At 40.0% G+C, this 17,776-nt stretch carries 16 protein-coding genes; 7 read left to right on the top strand and 9 right to left on the bottom strand.

Annotation, left to right across the window (positions count from 1 at the left end):
- The first annotated feature begins 138 nt into the window (after positions 1-138).
- Entirely contained in the window at positions 139-348 is a 210-nt protein-coding gene (locus QQK00_RS07490; RefSeq protein WP_284216858.1) for a hypothetical protein, read from the top strand.
- Positions 349-467: 119 nt separating this feature from the next.
- The gene (locus tag QQK00_RS07485; RefSeq protein WP_284216857.1) at positions 468-4,859 is read left to right on the top strand and encodes a hypothetical protein; all 4,392 of its coding nucleotides are present in this window, start codon (positions 468-470) and stop codon (positions 4,857-4,859) included.
- Between the two features lie 15 nt (positions 4,860-4,874).
- Here the strand turns inward: QQK00_RS07485 and QQK00_RS07480 are convergent, their stop codons facing one another.
- The 5 genes from QQK00_RS07480 to QQK00_RS07460 form a co-directional block, all read right to left on the bottom strand.
- Positions 4,875-6,308, bottom strand: coding sequence for an MATE family efflux transporter (locus tag QQK00_RS07480; protein ID WP_284216856.1), 1,434 nt, complete (start codon positions 6,306-6,308; stop codon positions 4,875-4,877).
- A 17-nt stretch (positions 6,309-6,325) separates the two neighbouring features.
- Positions 6,326-6,928: a DUF2239 family protein gene (locus QQK00_RS07475; RefSeq protein WP_284216855.1), complete on the bottom strand. Its 603-nt coding sequence runs from the start codon at positions 6,926-6,928 to the stop codon at positions 6,326-6,328.
- A gap of 89 nt (positions 6,929-7,017) precedes the next feature.
- A complete protein-coding gene (locus QQK00_RS07470) occupies positions 7,018-7,902 on the bottom strand; it encodes an NAD(P)-dependent oxidoreductase (RefSeq protein ID WP_284216854.1) in 885 nt (294 codons plus the stop codon).
- Between the two features lie 106 nt (positions 7,903-8,008).
- Positions 8,009-8,701, bottom strand: a complete 693-nt coding sequence (locus QQK00_RS07465) for a hypothetical protein (RefSeq protein WP_284216853.1) — start codon at positions 8,699-8,701, stop codon at positions 8,009-8,011.
- A gap of 11 nt (positions 8,702-8,712) precedes the next feature.
- Complete coding sequence (locus QQK00_RS07460) at positions 8,713-9,030, bottom strand: DUF1330 domain-containing protein (RefSeq protein ID WP_284216852.1); 318 nt, start codon at positions 9,028-9,030, stop codon at positions 8,713-8,715.
- Between the two features lie 166 nt (positions 9,031-9,196).
- Here QQK00_RS07460 and QQK00_RS07455 point away from each other — a divergent pair, with 166 nt between their 5' ends.
- A complete protein-coding gene (locus QQK00_RS07455; RefSeq protein WP_284216851.1) occupies positions 9,197-10,117 on the top strand; it encodes a LysR family transcriptional regulator in 921 nt (306 codons plus the stop codon).
- 75 nt (positions 10,118-10,192) lie between these two features.
- Here QQK00_RS07455 and QQK00_RS07450 read toward each other — a convergent pair whose 3' ends face one another.
- Positions 10,193-10,627: a hypothetical protein gene (locus QQK00_RS07450; RefSeq protein WP_284216850.1), complete on the bottom strand. Its 435-nt coding sequence runs from the start codon at positions 10,625-10,627 to the stop codon at positions 10,193-10,195.
- A 143-nt stretch (positions 10,628-10,770) separates the two neighbouring features.
- Positions 10,771-11,601: an AraC family transcriptional regulator gene (locus tag QQK00_RS07445; RefSeq protein WP_284216849.1), complete on the bottom strand. Its 831-nt coding sequence runs from the start codon at positions 11,599-11,601 to the stop codon at positions 10,771-10,773.
- 179 nt (positions 11,602-11,780) lie between these two features.
- Between QQK00_RS07445 and QQK00_RS07440 the strand changes: the two genes are divergently transcribed.
- Positions 11,781-12,335: an acyloxyacyl hydrolase gene (locus QQK00_RS07440; RefSeq protein ID WP_284216848.1), complete on the top strand. Its 555-nt coding sequence runs from the start codon at positions 11,781-11,783 to the stop codon at positions 12,333-12,335.
- Positions 12,336-12,370: 35 nt separating this feature from the next.
- On the opposite strand, the gene QQK00_RS07435 is transcribed toward QQK00_RS07440, so the two are convergent.
- Together QQK00_RS07435 and QQK00_RS07430 are read right to left on the bottom strand one after the other, a co-directional pair.
- Positions 12,371-12,922, bottom strand: coding sequence for a flavodoxin family protein (locus tag QQK00_RS07435; RefSeq protein ID WP_284216847.1), 552 nt, complete (start codon positions 12,920-12,922; stop codon positions 12,371-12,373).
- Positions 12,915-13,331, bottom strand: coding sequence for a VOC family protein (locus QQK00_RS07430; RefSeq protein WP_284216846.1), 417 nt, complete (start codon positions 13,329-13,331; stop codon positions 12,915-12,917). Before QQK00_RS07430 ends, QQK00_RS07435 begins: the two co-directional genes overlap by 8 nt.
- 112 nt (positions 13,332-13,443) lie before the next feature.
- On the opposite strand from QQK00_RS07430, the gene soxR reads away from it, so the two are divergent.
- From soxR to QQK00_RS07415, 3 genes are all read left to right on the top strand, one after another.
- Entirely contained in the window at positions 13,444-13,911 is a 468-nt protein-coding gene (soxR, locus tag QQK00_RS07425; RefSeq protein ID WP_348521145.1) for a redox-sensitive transcriptional activator SoxR, read from the top strand.
- Between the two features lie 252 nt (positions 13,912-14,163).
- Positions 14,164-17,031, top strand: a complete 2,868-nt coding sequence (locus QQK00_RS07420) for a TonB-dependent receptor (RefSeq protein ID WP_284216844.1) — start codon at positions 14,164-14,166, stop codon at positions 17,029-17,031.
- Positions 17,032-17,255: 224 nt separating this feature from the next.
- Positions 17,256-17,762, top strand: coding sequence for a DUF3087 domain-containing protein (locus QQK00_RS07415; RefSeq protein WP_284216843.1), 507 nt, complete (start codon positions 17,256-17,258; stop codon positions 17,760-17,762).
- Positions 17,763-17,776 lie beyond the last annotated feature (14 nt).

The following is a 17,776-nucleotide window of genomic DNA, read 5'->3' as shown; positions in this document are numbered from 1 at the left end:
TTCACGGCAATTAACAACCACCACAATTAAAAATTATTGACATGAAAGGATATGAAATGACACGAAACTTACGTGGGATAAAATTATGGGGACTCTGTATTTGCCTATTTTCTCAACTAGCAGGCGCGGCAGAAAAAGATGCACAAAACAGGTTTGCAACGCTATCACTACAAACTGTTAGATGACAATGAACTCATCCTAGAAGAGGATGGGTTTTCATACTATCCAAGCGTCGGGATTGAATATAGATTCTCTGCAATGTCTTTACTGATTAATTATCGGCATTTGGATATGGGGGATAATATTGTGACTGATACACTTGGGTGCGGGATTGCCTACCGGTTTTAAGCTGTTAATAAAACTTGCATTCCTCATCGTTTTGTTTGAATAATACTCAATATATAAAACTCACAAATCTCGTAGTATTGTTGTTTTTATTACCTTTTCATCCACGGTAGGAAAACAAAATGCAGTCGGAAGCAAAAAATTCCGCTTATGCCGCACCCAATCGAAAGCTTTGGGTGTATGGCCTCCTTATCGCCACCGTTTTGGTCGGATTTACTTATTTTGGTCTGTTGTCTGAAAAAGACCGTTCAATCAATCATGACTACTATCGTATTTTGTATGAGGCATCGAATACCTTTAATGAAAACCTTATTAAGCTCGATAGCATGCATCGCTACAAAGAAAGTGTGTCGTCCATTCGTTCGCTGTTGCCCAGTTATTCTCGCGTGTGGCAGGCTAAATCTAGTGGTGATGGCAATAACGGTTTAAGCAATAACGTTGATGCCGCCGAAACCTTCCGCTATGAAGTGATTGGCACCTCTTTATTTGTGACATCGCCAGAAGCAAACGGGTTTAAAGCACAGTTAGCGATTGATGATATATTACCTGAGCCAAAGAATGGGTTTAGCCAGTATTTGTTTGCGAATGAAAACGACGTGCTTGCCATGGTGGGCGATGAGCGCACGATCTCTATTGTTGAGTTAGATAGTATCAACAAACAAATACAACTTAAAAATAAGCAATTTCAGTTAAATTTTACGGACTCGAAGGCAAATGCTGCGTTAGGTAAAAAAGCGCCACTACCTACATACAGTAACCATGTCGATATGAAGATTTCTTATGGTGAATTCAGGGTATATATTTTTCCTTTCACCTTAAAAACGCCGCTCCATCAAGGTCAAACGGATAACGCGTCGGGCGCCTTAGAGCGCTTATATCTTGTCGGATTGTTACCTCAAAGTAAATTAGCAAGTCGAGACAGCGGTGATTGGAATATCTCTTTATTTATTGTGTCGTTTGCGAGTTTATTTTTTATGTGGTGCATGTTGCGCCTGTATCTACTGCCAAAAAATCAGTCGATCACAAAAAGCTTTAGAGCCTTAGTTGCTGGTGCCAGTTATTTGTTTTTCATTGTTATTCTTGCACTAGTATTGTCTTATTTTCAAAAAACGGTACTGCAAACTAAAAAAGACAATGTGGCACTTGAGTATGCTAAAAGTATTGAAGCTGATTTGGCGAATGACATACATGACATATTCTCAGAATTGGCAAGTTATCGCAGTTTTTACCAAGTACTAATTGACGGCATTCGCGCTATTCCAGATGAGCAGGAAAAAAGTGGGAAGTTTTCTGTTGAGCAGATTGATGCATTTAATGCGGCGGTAAAGCGAGCATTACTAAGTATTAAACATTCGCCATGTGCAAATGATCATAATCAGGATAAAAAGATAGTTGATAGTATGCCCGGTACTGCGGGTACCGCATTTGCGCAATATGGTATTCGCTACAATTGCGAGTTGAATACTAATGATGATGGCTTTATCACGGTTGCGCTCGATGAACATGCCATTGCAACTATTATTAGCGCAAGCAAGTCGACTAAAGATGCTGAACCAACGCTCGATTTCTATGCCAATAATCAACAACTTAACTTAGTCAGCGACACGTCGTTAGAAACCTCAATTCAAGCTGATTTCGATCGCCAAACGCCCAATAAAATATTATCGGTATTTGCCTTAAATCGAGAGGGAAGCTCCGTCTTACCGTCCGTTAATTTTCAAGAAGCTAACTCGCTGCCTGAAACGTTTAATTTGTCTCACCGTGATTATTATAAAATGGTGCGAGATCAAAAGGGTTGGGACATTACAATACCCGCAAAATACATCGTCGATGAGGCGGGGGGCTCTGAACATACACATGGACAAGGGCAAGATCTAAGTTTCGGCAATGTGTACATGCAACGTTTACTTAACGTGAACAATGGTACTCGTGGTACCACTATCTCGATGCCAATAGTCGAACCATCTGCATTTAGCATATCTTCGGTTAACACAGATGCATCTAATTTGGATTATATACTCGGTGCAGATGTTCTTATGCCGTCGTTGTCGTTGGGCAAAGCGCCGCCTTATGATTTTGTCTACATGGTCGTTGATAGGAGTTCAGGGGAGGTACTTTTTCATAATGACAGTAATCGTAGTCTTGTGGAAAACCTGTATTTTTCAGGCGATACACGTTCGCCATTAAGCAAATGGCTTAAAGCGGGTTTAGACCATTATAAAGACTTATCTGATGGTTTAATAAAAGGCGTTTATCACGGTCAAGACGGGCGTTTTGCTGTATCTAAAACCATTGTTGATAAATGGGCTGTTGTTGTATTTTACCCGAATGAAAGCTTGCAAACATTTATGACCAATCAATTTTTGTATATTGCCACTACATTTGTTGCCATTATTCTTATTGTGGTCGCGGGTATTTATACTGTTCGTCATTACGTTTGGACAAACGCACTTAAACAAAAATTACGTTTACCCAGTAAATTGAATATTCGTCTAATCACCTTGGTAAGCTCACTATTATTTGCCGCGGGCTATTGTTTTTACATTGTTGGTTATACTTTAGAGGCATTAGTCTTTTCCGCTACAAGCATACCGCTGTCGTTAATTATCCCTGGCTTGGGGTTAGCCATTGCTACCTACATTATTTATACTAGCTGCTATAAACATTTTTGTTCTTCTGCAACATCAATACAACCATCAGCATCAACACCTACTGATTTACAGGGTAATGTTGAACGCACTGCCAAGCAAGGGGCAGTTGCGCTGATTACTATGATTTTAGTTGCTGTTGTCGTGCATGTTTTTTATTTACAACAAACCGCTGATGCACCCCATAAAAGCCTTGATTTTCACTATCAGCAACTTGCGTGTAATTGGATAAATTACGAAAAGGAGGAGCTTACATCTATCGGCCTCAGCCGTTATCCAAATAGTATTACGTCGGGCCGTATTTCGCCCTTAGATTTGTTACCCCTTGATAACAATTGGCGTGCGCAGCTCAAAAATGAAGATAGTATGCAGCGCGTTGATTCAAGTGATAGCACTTCGGTGCAGCGTAACAATTATTGCTCAAATCATTCAACCCAAGTACATCCTGATGATTACCCTAGTTTACACTCCGTATTTGGTGCGACCTATTTGTGGCGGTGGGTAAGTATTTATATTTTAGATAACGATTTTGATGCAAATTATTCCACCTTAAATACTACCTTCACAAAGAACCATTTCACAAATGGCGTAATGTCGACACTCGTTGGTCAAACGTTATTTTTCGCCGTAGTTTTGTTTCTCATCGCGTTGATATGGTTTAGGTTTAACACAAAAGTGGTTTGGAAGAAATTATATTGTCCAGAACGCTTTTTACAACACATTCAAAATTTAACGCAATCTGCGAACGAGAAAAACTTTGAAACGCGGGCCACTAATCTCATTATTGAGTGCGACACCGTAAAGCTAAATGGCATTGGTTTAGCGTTGCTGCTTAGAACGATGTCACTTGGTAAAGCGCAGCATGCGAATAATTTATTAGATGGTTTTGACGAACTGTATGCCTTAAGCCCCTGTTTACAGAAATTTAGCGAAGATGGCTGTTTTTTACCCAACCTTAAATTGAACGTCGTTAAACACAAAGGCAGTGAGCAACTGGGTATTGAATTATGGGATATCGAAACTTGTCTCGAAAAAAGTAAATTTAGACAGTTATTGTTAGACCTCATTTTAGAGTTGAAGTCACTCACCCTGTCTAAACAACTCGCAAGTTTTACCATTTTTACCGGTTTTCATAGTTTGCAGCGGGTTAAAATAAAAGATCCACTAATGCTCGACCAAAGTACGCTTTTAGATCACGCTGAGTATTTGTCTTGGGCCGAGTGCCTAATGGACTTTGTGGTAAGTGTGCCAAATAGTTTCACAAAGGATTTAGATTTAGCCTTACTAAAAGAAGAGATCGCGTGTTTTCCTGAGTTGTCGTTTATTGTTGATGAGGTGAAAGAGGGCAGTGCGCCGATGGGGGGAGAGACTGTATTTAAACAAGATGATGACTTACTGTTAGACAGCAGGTGGGCAACAATAAACTATATATTGCTGAATGCCGAGGCACTTTATCGGTTTAAGTGGGAGTCATGCTCAAGTGCAGAAAAAATTGCACTGATTAATTTAGCAAAACAGCAACGAATTAATCCTGCCAATACGCAAATGATTGAGCATCTTGCATTAAATGGACTGATAACAGTCCGTAGAGGCAATCTTGACATTATTAATCGAAGTTTTGCGCACTTTGTATTACATGCAGAAACGGCAGAAACACTCAATCGTCTTATCGCTCATGGAGAAGCGGGCGTATGGAAGAATTATAAACTACCACTCGGTGTATTAATTGTGTTGGTTATCGGCGGTATCGCACTTACATCAGGAGAGTCGATTTACATTATTGCGGCGTCAATGGCCGGTATTCTTGGCACTATCGCAAGTGTCGCAAGTAGCGCGAACATGTTACGTGGTCATTTGCAGGAATAGCTTAATAATGCACAATCAATATTCATCGGATGATAAGGTAGCGCCTTTAATCCATTCATCTAGTTGTTTATAGGCGACTTTGATTACCAAGAAAGAAACTATAACAGTGATAAGATCTGCAATCGGGAAAATAAGCCAAATGTAATGAATACTAACGAAAAGAGGCAAAACTAGTAATAAAGGTAACTGCAGAAAGTATACTCGAATACTTGATAAGAAAAGTGCTGGTGCAGCTTTGCCAATCGCTTGAAAGTAAATTCCCCAAATATTTGCGGCGCCTGCAACGACAAAACCAATAAAAATGTATTGCGCAATAATGACGCCTTGGTTAATTAACATTTCATCGTTTGTAAATATTTTCAAAATGAAATGAGGGAACAGTGTCATAGCAAGTGTACAAATGAGACAATAGAGCGTACTCACTTTTACCGATAAAACCGATATTGCTTTTACTCTGTCGTAGTGTTTGGCACCAAAGTTATAACTACAAATAGTTTGGTACGCGATCATCATGCCGAGTAGTGGAAAGAATAAGAACATGAATATACGGCCTAACAGGCCATAGGCGCTAATCATATAGTCTGATTCAGGTAACGCGGCATTGGCAATGGAAAAATTCACTAATCCAATTACCGCAGAGACGCCAAAATAGTTAATAAATACTGGTGCCCCTAAGGCGACAATTTCCTTTGCAGTTTGCCATTTGATTTTTACGTAGCGTATCCTTATTTTTACCTCAGTTTTATTTGTAAAAAAGATGAAAAACATCAACATAAAAGAAAGCATCTGTGCAAATACTGTGGCTAATGCTACGCCGTAAACGCCCCACTCCAATACATAAATAGCAATTGGATCAAGAATAATATTAGCAATTGAAGAAAGCAGCATAGAAAACATCACAATATGCATTTTACCTTCGGCTCTTACAATATCTCCGAGCGCAGAACTCAATAGTGTTATGGGTGCGGCCAATAATATGGGTTGCAAGTAATCAAGTGAATATGGCATGAGCGCTGTCGTTACGCCCATTGCAGATAAGATGTTCTGAGTAAATATTATGCCTGACGCAGATAGCAACAAACCCAAAAACAGTGCAATAGCAATGGCGCAGCCAGCGGCTTTTTCAGCGGAAATAAGATGTTTTTCCCCCAGTTTTCTTGCCACTACTGATGCAGTGCCTGTGCCAATTAGACTGGCAATGGCAATGATGATCATTTGTAGTGGGAATACAATTGAAATACCACCAATGGCATTTGCGCCCAACGCTCTAGTGACAAAGAATGCATCAACAACATTGTATAGGCCGCCTACCAACAAACCGAATATAATTGGCATCGACATAGATAAAAATAAGGGACGAATAGGCGCGTCACCAAGTCTATCTGATTGATTAGTACTGACCTCAGCCTTCGATGACGCGTCTTCGTTAATATCACGACCATTGTTCATTTAAGATGACCTTATGCTTAATTTTGATGCTTTTGTGTCAAGGAAGGTATTTGCGCATATTTACCTTCACAAAATTGGCGAATGTCATTCGGCCACTGTTTTATTGATTGTTCGAACAATGTATTTTCCTGACGATATAACGCTCTCAGCGTTTCTTCCACATTGGGCAATTGTTCCGCAAAAATACTAATGAATTTATATAGTTGGTCTTGTCGGCGTTTTATTTCATCTTCAACACTGTTTTCTTGCCGAGCGAGTTCTACTAAGCGTCTGAGTGTGACAGATGCACCGCCAGATTGTTTGGATAGCCATTCCCAATGACGGGGTAACAATGTAACCTCTTTTGCGACGACGCCTAATTTGGGCCTTCCTCTTTTAGTGGGGGCTTTTGTCGATTCAGATGGTATTGCATCCGTTGGACTGCTCTTGGGTGTGCTTAGTTTTAGACGCGCTAATACGTCATCAAGCGAACCTTGCCAATTTATATCCAGTCTGGCGCAAGTGTCTGTTTCAATAAGTAAGGCTTCTTGCTCAGGGAACGCCTGCTTTACTTTGGTAATCAGGTCTTTCAAGTCACCTTGTGCGTACAGTCTGTGATTAATAAAGGCTGAATAATGCATTGCTTTTTACATCCATAAGTTCCGGGTTAAATTAATTATTACCCGGATAATAATTAAAAGCAATGCTTATTTTTGATTTGAAATTGACTTTAGCTAAGTTTTTTCTCAAAGAACGACACTAGTTCGGGCACCATATTGTCAGCGAAACCTTGTGTTAACGCTTGTTGAAGCGTGTTCTGTGCTGCTGTCGACATGAGGCTGTCGACGCCTAAGTCATTGGCCATTTGTTGATAATACCCTACGTCCTTCGCGGCATTTTTTATGCTAAATGCCAGATCATTTGGATTATTTTCGATAGCAAAACGTTTGACGAAATCCATCATGCCTGAGTGTAATGGGCCTGCTGACATTACATCATATAAGGTTTGACGGTCCACTCCCGCTTTATCCGCCATTACAAATGCTTCAGACATTGCCGAAGCGGTAGTCATGGCAAAGAAGTTGTTGATTAATTTTATTGTGTGTCCAGTGGCTAAGGTGCCTAAGTAAAAGAGATTTTCAGCTAAGCTTTCAAGTACGGGTTTGGCAATGTTAAAGCCTGTTTCGTCGCCAGAAGCCATGATATTTAGCTTGCCGTCTTTGGCATGGGAAGGCGTTCTGCCTAGAGGGGCGTCGAGATAATAAGCACCGAGTTTGCTTACTTCAGCACCAATCGCAGTAGTCGAACTAGGTAATGAGGTACCAAAATCAATGACGGCCTTTTCTGTACTTAAGCCCTCAATTACACCGTCGTTGCCGTACATACGTGATTCGACAGATGCTGAAGTATCCATACATAGCATGATGATATCACTGTTTTGAGCTAGCGCTTTGGCTGATGTGGCCTCTGTTGCGCCTTGAGCAATCGCGGCATCAATCCGAGTCCGAGATTTGTTGCCTAATACGTTTACTTCATACCCAACTGCAATTAAGCGCTCCACCATGGCAGCACCCATTAACCCTAAACCGATAAATCCAATTTTTTTATTCTTCATGTTTTATCCAAATTAATGTTAGAGGACGACAAGGTCTCTATTTTTATACGTGTAGAGTAACAAAGATATCGTCGCCAACGACTTACGAATTTAGATACTTCCTTAATTAATTATTTGCCGATGCAAAAATATAGGTAAACTCGGTTAAGTGTTTCATATTGAATTGTCCTATTTTTTCAATGAACTTGGGATTGTTTTGCCTAAATTTGTCTCCGCTTTCCTGTGTGTCATAGTAAATAATTGCTAGCTCATCAGGCCGCTTGACGCCATACGCGTGTTGCACATTAATGAACGCCTCTCGATAATAATGATTGTCTAAGGCGTACGCTTCTTTCTTAAAGGCTGCCAATTCTCTTGTTCGTTGTGCAGGTTGTTTATTATTGAAATGACTTATTTTGAGAATGTACGCGCGTTTACTGCTATCTTGCGAGAGCCCTTCACGGTTAATATCGCTGAAATTGCCTTCTAGCAGCATTAAATTGCGCGTGTTTTTGTTAATGGATTCAAGTGTTTTAGATATGCCCGCAAGTGACAATATAGTTGTTGGGCACTCCAACATGAAATAATGGTTATTCTCAGCAACGTTTAGATTGCCTTGCGCGCCGTTTGTTTTTCCATGCCTCAGCAAATTGCAGTCTCTCATTTGCTCATTATGTTTGATTTGTTTCAACACTACCTGATGCTGTTCAGGCGATGTTGGGTTATGTAGACCAAATATTCCTATGCCATTGGCGACAGATACATGGCTTACAACAAGGCTAGATAAAAATAGCGCGCTTTTAAAAACTATATTTTTCATTGTTGTATCCTTTATTTGTTTATTGACTCGGTTGTCAGAATATTTACGTCACTCAATGCAGCGTCTCGCAAGGGGAGAATTGCTTTATATTCTTTGCTGTTAAAGGTACTTTCTGCATGCTCAAGGCTTGGATATTCCACCACCATGACCATGTGAGGTAATGCGCCACCGCCCAAATTTTTAAGTACCTTAAATTTTTGAAGTACTTTGCCGCCATGTGCTTTACCATTTGCATTTGAGCGGCGACTATATTCTTTGAATTCTGGCGTATGCATTCCTTGGGGGCGAAAGGTTGCGCTTATGATGACAATTGCCTTTTTTTTTTTCACGTCATGTTCCTGTAGTTACTTATTGTGTTTTGAATATTTTCGCGTGTGTTTAGTTGATTAAATGTTAACGATGCTTATTCACAAATAAAAACAGTAAAAATATAAATAAAATTAAAAAATATTTGTGGTAATGTTTTTTAAAATCACTCCATAAAGGACGTCGCACGTGGATTTCAATAAAGCTAAAACGTTTGTATCAGTAGTGGACGAAGGCGGCATTACTCAAGCAGCGAATCGTTTGTGTCTAACACAGCAAGCGGTGTCGGCACAAATGTGTCAATTTGAACAGGGCTTGGGGCTTAATTTATTTGATAGGCATGGGCCTGCGATTCGATTAACTGAGCACGGCGAAAAGCTCTACGCCTTATTTAAAACTCAGTTGTTAGCAATGGAAAATGCAGTTGCTACTGTAAAATCAGATAAATCACAAGCAACCGGTACTATTCGAATTGGGTGTTGGATGGAGCAAGCGGTGGGTTATTTACCTGCGATTATACAAACGTTTAAACAAGTGTTTCCTAAAGTAGATTTTGATTTGATGATTGCGAATGATGACGAAATTGAAACCCTTTTACTCCACAACAAAGTGGATTTTGGTTTGCAAGTATTTTGCAGTGAGAAAAAAATACTTAAACAAGAAACTGTTTATCGACAGCCTCTTTTACCCGTTGCATCAAAGGCATTTTGGTTGCAACATCAACAACCCGAAAACATCCATGATTGCTTAACACTGCCGTTAGTTGATTATCATTCGCCATACTCAGCATTTAATGCTTGGATTAAGAAAAATGCGCGAGAAATGCTTCCCCTTTCAAAGAAAAAGATTAAGTCCGTCGCGACGACGAATAATGTTGTGCTAAAGCAATTAGTATTAGGCAGTATGGGCTTTGGCTTTCTGCATCTAGACGCGATAGTGGATGAGTTAGCTAACGGAGATTTAATACCAGTAATATTTAAGAATGGCATAACTTACGAAGATATTTACGTTGATATTGATGTTACCTATAAACGCAAACACGCGCTAGGTTTTGTGCACTTACAATTTTTGACTTCAATGTATGAACAGAAATCTCGTTGGATGCGTTAATGTTTAACGCTGTCGGCCCTTGTATCGCGAAAGTATTAAGGCTCCATGTATGGAGCCTTAAGCAAAAAATGTATGCTAGCTTGCCACCAAATCTCTTTTTACTTTTCTTACACCAAACCACATCAAGATCAATGCTATAACATTTAGGAGCAATGGGAATGATACATAAATTAAATCGCTTGGGGCGTAAATCAGTATGCCAATGGTGATGGCAAGTGGGCGAGTAATTGAAATAGCAGCAGCCAACCAAACGGCGTGAATTGTCAGATGCGGTTTGGACGTGCGTGCCGCATATATAAAATACAGGCCGAAACATGCGTTTTGCAGCGTATGCATGTGCCAACTAGAAAAATTCGAGATGAATACATACATTTCTGATGTTTTCATTACTTCAGCGTTAAATAAGTCTTCTTGACCAAGAACACCATGCCCATAGGTGCCAAACACTATATAAAAAACCACTAAACCAATATAATACCAATTAATGTTTTTTGTTTGCGTTGTTGTCATTTTGTAAATCCGCGTTAAGTTAATAAAAAATATTGCTTAAGCAGACCATAAAAATATGTGTATCTTTCGACATATTTACCCTGTTAGGCGAAAACACAGGGGTATAAATGTTACAAAATATGATGTGGTTTAGTGCTTTGCTTTTATTCCGTGTGTTGAGAAGCCAACCATGCTTTGGGTGACTGGCCTGTCTTTTTACGAAATACGCGTGCTAACGCTGAACCATTTTCGTAACCCACTTGGTTGGCGACAAGATCCATATTTTGATGTCTGGCGATTAAATTTTGAGCCACGGATATACGCCAATCAGTTAAGTAGTCTGCAGGCGTTTGCCCGACAACTTGCTTAAATACTTCAGTGAACTTCGAACGTGACATTGCACACATGTCGGCCATTGTGTGTAAAGACCAATTTTTCTCTGGTGTGTTGTGCAATTCGACGAGCATTTTTGACAATTGCGGGTGAGCTAGGCCTGCCATCATGCCTTCGTTTAACAAGCCGTCGTCAAGCACTTTACGAAGCACATTAATAATAAAAATATCGCACAATCTATTTAATACGATACGTTGCCCGCTTTTTTCTTGAAAGGCTTCATCAAATATCCAATTTGCAGACTGTCCAAGCAAACCAGAACCCTTCAATTCATATCGTAGGCAAGGTGGCAAAGCCCGTAAAAGCGGGCTTCGTTTGCCATCTTGATAATGAATGCGGGCGCACACTAAATCTGCACCTGTTGTTTTATCTGCAACCAAACTGTGTGGCGTTGGTTGGGGGAAATACAATACGGATGGCTCACTCAGTGTTGTTTCAAACCCATTTGAGCAACGTATTACAATGTTGCCAGAACGAAGTAGGTGAAGATGGCCGTGATTTTGCGTTTCTTCATTTAAGCTGCTTGAACCACACAAATTCCCGCCAAAATATACGTTAGCGTTAAGTGAAAAGTGTCTAAAAACACTAGATAAAAGATCCAATAGTCTCTCCTTTGGACGATTTGTATGGAAATTTGCACGATTAGGTGCATATAAACTTTAATTTAAGGATACATTATCTCTCATCGAAAGGGGAGCCGATTTTTGAATAATCCACAGATTATTCGGAGTGTTAGTAAGTGCTCTATTTTACAGAATTAGTTATTGGATTGGAGAACTTAATGAAAACGATATTTTTGGCCACGCTATTTGTTATTGCATTTTTTGCGTCATCTTCTAGCCGTGCATATGAACATACTGTGTCGCAAGCCGTTGCTGTAGATGTGCTCATTGGCTCAGACGATATTACCGGCGTGCGCTTAGCTTATCGTCCACATGTATATGAACTTAATAATGTCCCATATTTTGATCAACTGGATATCTATTGGGAAGTCAGCGTTAATTTCTGGGAGTTTGGGGAATCCAATCAGCATGAAACAAATTACGTTGTTGCGCTTTCGCCAGTGGTTGGAAAGACCTTTTATCGCGTTAAAAATAAGTACCCCTTAAGATGGGAGTTTGGTATCGGTGTTTCACTTGTCGAAGACACTCGATTTGCAGGCAAAGACATTGGTTCTCACTATCAATTTGAGGACCGCTTAGGTATCGCGCTAGATTTTGGCGAGCAACATAAGCAGTCCTTAGCTTTGCGTTATATGCATTACAGCAATGGTGGATTGAATAGTAAAAATCCAGGGGTAGATTTTTTAAATGTATCGTATGCTTATGCGTTTTAAGTTAACGAGACCTCCTAGTTAACCGGACGTGATGGTCAATTATTTTCCAACATCATGCGTGATTCAACGTCACGCATATCATTGCCACTTCTGAACTGAGTGGCAAACAGGTCGACTGCCTTATTGTGATGTGTTTTTACATAATCGTCTTCGCACTGACAATACAGCATGCCATCATATTTTATGCTGAAATAGTCAAAGGTTTTTCTGAATATTTGTTCAAAACAACTATCAACCTCCACTGCTGCACCAGTAGATATGACTGCGGCAGATTTTAGACGAAGGTTTCGGCCTCTGGTTTTATCAATTTCCGTTAAGTCACACAGGCGATCTATAAATAGTTTCATGGTCGCTGAGGGAGAATACCAATAAATTGGGGATGCAAATATTAGTCGTTTGTAAGTGATTAAATGGTCGATTAAGCCTGAGAAGTCGTCCTCTTGATTTTTGTGTGCGTAGTCGTACGGCAAAATACGGTAGTTATTTAAATTGACAATCTCCGCGTTTATCGTCGTGGCAAGATGATTCGCTAGCCCTGCAGTATTACCATTATCTCGGCTACTCCCTAAAATGATCACATTACTCATATTGGTTGCGCTCCTTAGGTAAATCAGACAAATACTGAATGAACTCAATTTCAAAACCATTTGGGTCAATGAAATACACATTTCTTCTAAAAGGTGTGTTATTTCCACTTTTTGCAATAGGAAAACCAGCCTTATCAAGGCGTTCAATTAGCGCCTCTATATTGTGAGTGATGTAACCAAAATGAGATAAGCCTAGGTCATTTGTTTGCAAATCTCTATTGAATCCTGTGCCGCTGTCATTGAAGGTGATGTATTGATCGTCGTCACCAAAATGCATCCAACGCCTTTTGGTACCGTACCACGTTTGCGTGCCTTGTCCTCGTACTCGCCAATGCGGAAAAGCAACCTTGTAAAAGGCCAATGTTTCGTCTAATTGACTTACGACTATATTTAGGTGCTCTAAAATCATACTGTTTCCTTGTGTTGTAAATTCTAGTGCACTATAAAACCTCAAGCTAAGTTGAGGTAAAGTGTTTTTTTCACTAATATTGAAAAACCTATGAATTCAGTGGGAATAGATGATGCAAAAGATTAAAGAACTAGGGGTTGGCGCAGTGGCTAAACGAAGTGGGGTAAAAGTATCTACGTTGCATTTTTATGAGGAGAAAGGCCTTATTTATAGTTGGCGAAATAAAGGCAATCAGCGTCGCTATCATCCAGAGGTACTTCGACGCATCTCTATTATTAAGGCTGCACAAAAACTAGGGGTTAGCTTGGCGAGTATCAATGCTGCTTTTGCGTCCTTACCTAATAATCGAACGCCTGACAAGGATGATTGGCAAAAGTTGTCGAATATATGGCAACAAGATTTAAATAAACGCATAAATTACTTAACCAACTTGCGCGACTTGTTGACCGGTTGTATTGGTTGCGGCTGTTTGTCAATGAGTCGATGTCCGATGTATAACCCTGAAGATATTCTATCAACTCAGGGATCAGGTGCTGTGATATTAGAGCAAAATGACGATAAGAGAATACTTCCTGAGTAATTGATACAACTGCTTTACGCATTAATATACGTTGAAAGCGCTTAGTTACATATAAATTATCTCTTTATTACACATAAAATATTACAAATAAAAGTTAAATTAATGTTTTGGTATGATTGATCCAGTAAAATTATTGTGTAAATATTGAAATATAAATGTTTATTGGTTGTTAATTGGCCAGTGTTTTGAATGTTGTATGGCTAAATAAATATTTATTTATTGCACACTCACTTCAATTATTTGGAAAATCACATGAAAAAATCTAACTTTGATTACCACCGGAATATCCTTTCTAGTGCAATCGCATTAGCGTTAGTTGGCGTCGGTTCAACACACATCGCACTCGCGCAGGAAGCGGGTGCGGGTGATGTAGAGGTTATTGCTGTATCTGGCATTAGAGGATCGTTACTTAGTTCAGCAAATATAAAAAGAGAATCAAGTGGTGTTGTTGACGCGATTACTGCTGAAGATATCGGTAAGTTTCCTGATACCAACCTAGCTGAGTCTTTACAGCGAATAACTGGTGTATCAATAGATCGCTCTAATAACGAAGGTAATCAGGTATCTGTGCGTGGTTTTGGGCCGACCTTTAACATGGTTACGCTGAATGGACGTGCTATGCCAACGTCTTCGACTCTATCTACTGATGTCGGTATAAACCGTGCATTTAATTTTCAACATATCGCTTCTGAAGTTGTATCGGGTGTCCAAGTCTTCAAAACTGGTAAAGCAGATATGGCCAGCGGTGGTATAGGGGCAACAGTAAACCTTAGTACTGCGAAACCACTTCAATTAGGTGATCAAAAGATTACCTTTGGACTGAAGGGAATTGCTGATACAACGAATGTTACCGGCAGCGATATCACCCCTGAGTTTTCTGGCTTGTACAGCAATGTATTTGCAGATGGTAAATTAGGTATTTTAGTGGCATATGCCAACTCTCAACGCGACAGCCGAAAGGAAGCAGTAGTTAACGATGGTTGGATTCGCGACAATGGAAGCGTTTACACGGGGATAGATAGTTCAAATTTAACTAATCCTGACAATCCGGGTGGTTTCTATTGGGTACCGAGGAACTTTGCCGTTGAGTACGGCGATCATGAACGCGAGAGAGAAAACTTTCAAGCAGTCGCACAGTTTGCACCCAATGAAGATATTACAATTTCTTTAGACTATACCGGATCGCGCTTTGAGGAAGAAATCGACAGAATACAAACAGGTTTTTGGTTTGATTCAGATGCAAATACGGTGGGGAGCGTCGATACAAATGGCACAGTAATTAACCCGCGTCATAACAATCATCGCCTAAACTTTACATCCATTCGTCAGTTAGTTGAAACAGAAAATGACTCTTTTGGTTTAAACGTTGATTGGACTGTATCAGATACCCTAACGCTCGAATTTGATATCCACGATTCAACGTCACAAACGCAGCCTGGTGGCCAAATCAGTGAATTTACGACAGTAATAAGTACGCCACCTGATCAGCGTTATGTGGACATTGGTTTAGATTTTACAGATAACGATGTGCCAGCTGTTTTCGCGGAAGTCACAAATACCTTTGATGAGAATGCACCAGCGCCATTACCAGCTAATTATGATCCATACGGATTAGAAAGCATCGACGGTGACGTAGTTGTCATTCGGGGTCACGAAATTGAAAATAATATTCAAGAATGGGCGTTCAGTGGAGATTGGGTAAATGATAGCGACAGTGCGCTTTCAAACATCAGATTTGGTGTTGGAAGTACAGATTATCAGTTTGATATTAAGCGAAGGTTTGGATTTAGTGTCATTTACAATGTGCTTGACATCCCAGATTTAGGACTCTCATTTACGCCATCAACTATCGGCAGTAATTTCAGTGGCGGTGATTCGCTGTTTCCAGTGCAATATAATGCAGATGCAGGCCGTGTAAACCAAGCCATCGTTGACGGAAATTTGGTTGGTGAAAACCCTGTTAGTTTAGATACAGTGCAAGAAGAAACCCTTCATGCGTATTTAGCGATGGATTTTGAAACGGAATTCAACGAAATTCCAATTAACATTAACGTCGGTATACGCTACGAAGATACTGACGTAACGGCGTCATCAAACACGACCTTACCGACAAATTTACTTTATATTAGTGATGAAGAAATTAGGACCGTGTTCCAAGGTAGTACCGGCGCTGTGACCGATACACTTGAAGGTGGTTATACTGAATTTTTACCTAATTTTGATGTGAACTTAGAATTAAAAGAAGATTTGTTCGCGAGGTTTTCATATAGTCGGACACTTACGCGTAGTGACGTAACAGCAATTGCGCCCTCTACTTCTATTACTAACTTACGCCCTGGTGGTCCGTTCAATGCGACGCAAGGTGATCCTAACCTTCTGCCATACTCTTCCAATAATATCGATCTCTCACTTGAATGGTATTATGACGAAGGGAGCTATATTTCAGGTGGATATTTTAAAAAGTACGTGTCTAATTTTATTGGTATTACCAATGAATCTAGAACCATAAATGGCGCTGACGGTACTCCATTAAAAGATCCATCGTTTAACCCAAGGCCACAATGCCCTGATTCTAATCAGAACCCGCCTAATCCTGCGTGTTTAGGCATGGCAAGTGACCCCGACGTTATTTTTAACGTTGAAGTGCCTAAGAACCTTGAAGATGCTACCGTTGATGGTGTCGAGATAGCACTACAACATATGTTTGGTGAGTCTGGTTTTGGTACACAAGTCAACTATACCGCCGTAAATGGCAGTGTTGAATATGATGTAAATTCATTCGATCAAACCGTTGCGCTAACGGGTTTAAGTGATTCAGCCAACTTGGTCGGCTTTTATGACAAAGATGGTATTCAAGTGCGGGTTGCTTACAACTGGCGCGATGACTTCTTGTTGAATACAAATCAATTCCATAGCCCAAATGAGCCGCAATTTACTGAGGCATATGGTCAGCTTGATTTAAGTATTAGCTATGACATAAATGAGTACTTAGTCATTACTTTTGAAGGTTTGAATGTGACGGAAGAAACGACCCGCCGTCATGGCCGTTTCAGCAACCAGTTCCTAGCGGCTGAAGACTTTGGTAGTCGCTACGCCTTAGGTGTAAGAGCAACGTTCTAAGTCTATTCTCAGTGTTAAAAGGGTCTTTTTCGAAAGGCCCTTTTTTTATCGCTAAAACTTACCATTTGAATGAATGTAAGAGTCCCTTGCCAGAATATTTTGTCTGACCCAATTCAAGACGCCCTAATTATTGCACTAAACGATGCGAAAACTAATGTTATTGTTTGCCGCAAAATATGCCATCATCCGTTGTTCGAAACCGCCTAATAAGTAACGGTCACTAAATGAAACTAATAGACATAGATAAAACACGTTATCGAAAACATTTGAACCGAGTGATTGCTGCTTGTATTGCTACCTTAGTGATTGTTAGTTTAGCGATATCACAAACGCTGATAGCACTTTTCCCTGATGAAAGCGGTAGTCATTTTCATTGGAATTTATTCGGCGTAGTTGTTGCTGTTGTTTTAATTGGTATCACGCTCAGGCACTATCGTAAACATAGTTACATGGTAGAGGTAACCTATGTGTGGGATCTCAAACAATCATTGAATAAAATAAACCGCAAGATACGAAAGGTCGAAGCCCTTGCCAAACAAGGCAATACCCAGGCAATGTTAGTACTTCAATATAGTTATGCCGGTTCAAAGCAACTATGGCAACTTGATGACAATACTATTCTTATGGACGAACTTATCATTAAACAAGCTGAGCTAGATAGCCTTGCCCAGCAGTTTAATGTTCAGCTCAATGCTGATGAATACGATGAAGCGAACCTATTGCATTTTTGAGGTTTCGTTTTCGA

The organism is Agaribacter marinus, assembly GCF_030160655.1.
In the GTDB taxonomy this organism is placed as follows: Bacteria; Pseudomonadota; Gammaproteobacteria; order Enterobacterales; family Alteromonadaceae; genus Glaciecola; species Glaciecola marina.
The sequence above is the reverse complement of the archived record's forward strand: the minus strand, read 5'-3'. Positions and strand labels throughout refer to the sequence as shown.

Bases quoted from the DNA above. Each gene is read 5' to 3' on its own strand.
- QQK00_RS07450 (WP_284216850.1), bottom strand. From the start codon at position 10,627: ATGACAACAACGCAAACAAAAAACATTAATTGGTATTATATTGGTTTA.
- QQK00_RS07415 (WP_284216843.1), top strand. From the start codon at position 17,256: ATGAAACTAATAGACATAGATAAAACACGTTATCGAAAACATTTGAAC.
- QQK00_RS07430 (WP_284216846.1), bottom strand. From the start codon at position 13,331: ATGATTTTAGAGCACCTAAATATAGTCGTAAGTCAATTAGACGAAACA.
- QQK00_RS07475 (WP_284216855.1), bottom strand. From the start codon at position 6,928: ATGCATTATTCAGCCTTTATTAATCACAGACTGTACGCACAAGGTGAC.
- QQK00_RS07470 (WP_284216854.1), bottom strand. From the start codon at position 7,902: ATGAAGAATAAAAAAATTGGATTTATCGGTTTAGGGTTAATGGGTGCT.
- soxR (WP_348521145.1), top strand. From the start codon at position 13,444: ATGCAAAAGATTAAAGAACTAGGGGTTGGCGCAGTGGCTAAACGAAGT.
- QQK00_RS07435 (WP_284216847.1), bottom strand. From the start codon at position 12,922: ATGAGTAATGTGATCATTTTAGGGAGTAGCCGAGATAATGGTAATACT.
- QQK00_RS07480 (WP_284216856.1), bottom strand. From the start codon at position 6,308: ATGAACAATGGTCGTGATATTAACGAAGACGCGTCATCGAAGGCTGAG.
- QQK00_RS07490 (WP_284216858.1), top strand. From the start codon at position 139: ATGCACAAAACAGGTTTGCAACGCTATCACTACAAACTGTTAGATGAC.
- QQK00_RS07420 (WP_284216844.1), top strand. From the start codon at position 14,164: ATGAAAAAATCTAACTTTGATTACCACCGGAATATCCTTTCTAGTGCA.
- QQK00_RS07465 (WP_284216853.1), bottom strand. From the start codon at position 8,701: ATGAAAAATATAGTTTTTAAAAGCGCGCTATTTTTATCTAGCCTTGTT.
- QQK00_RS07440 (WP_284216848.1), top strand. From the start codon at position 11,781: ATGAAAACGATATTTTTGGCCACGCTATTTGTTATTGCATTTTTTGCG.
- QQK00_RS07485 (WP_284216857.1), top strand. From the start codon at position 468: ATGCAGTCGGAAGCAAAAAATTCCGCTTATGCCGCACCCAATCGAAAG.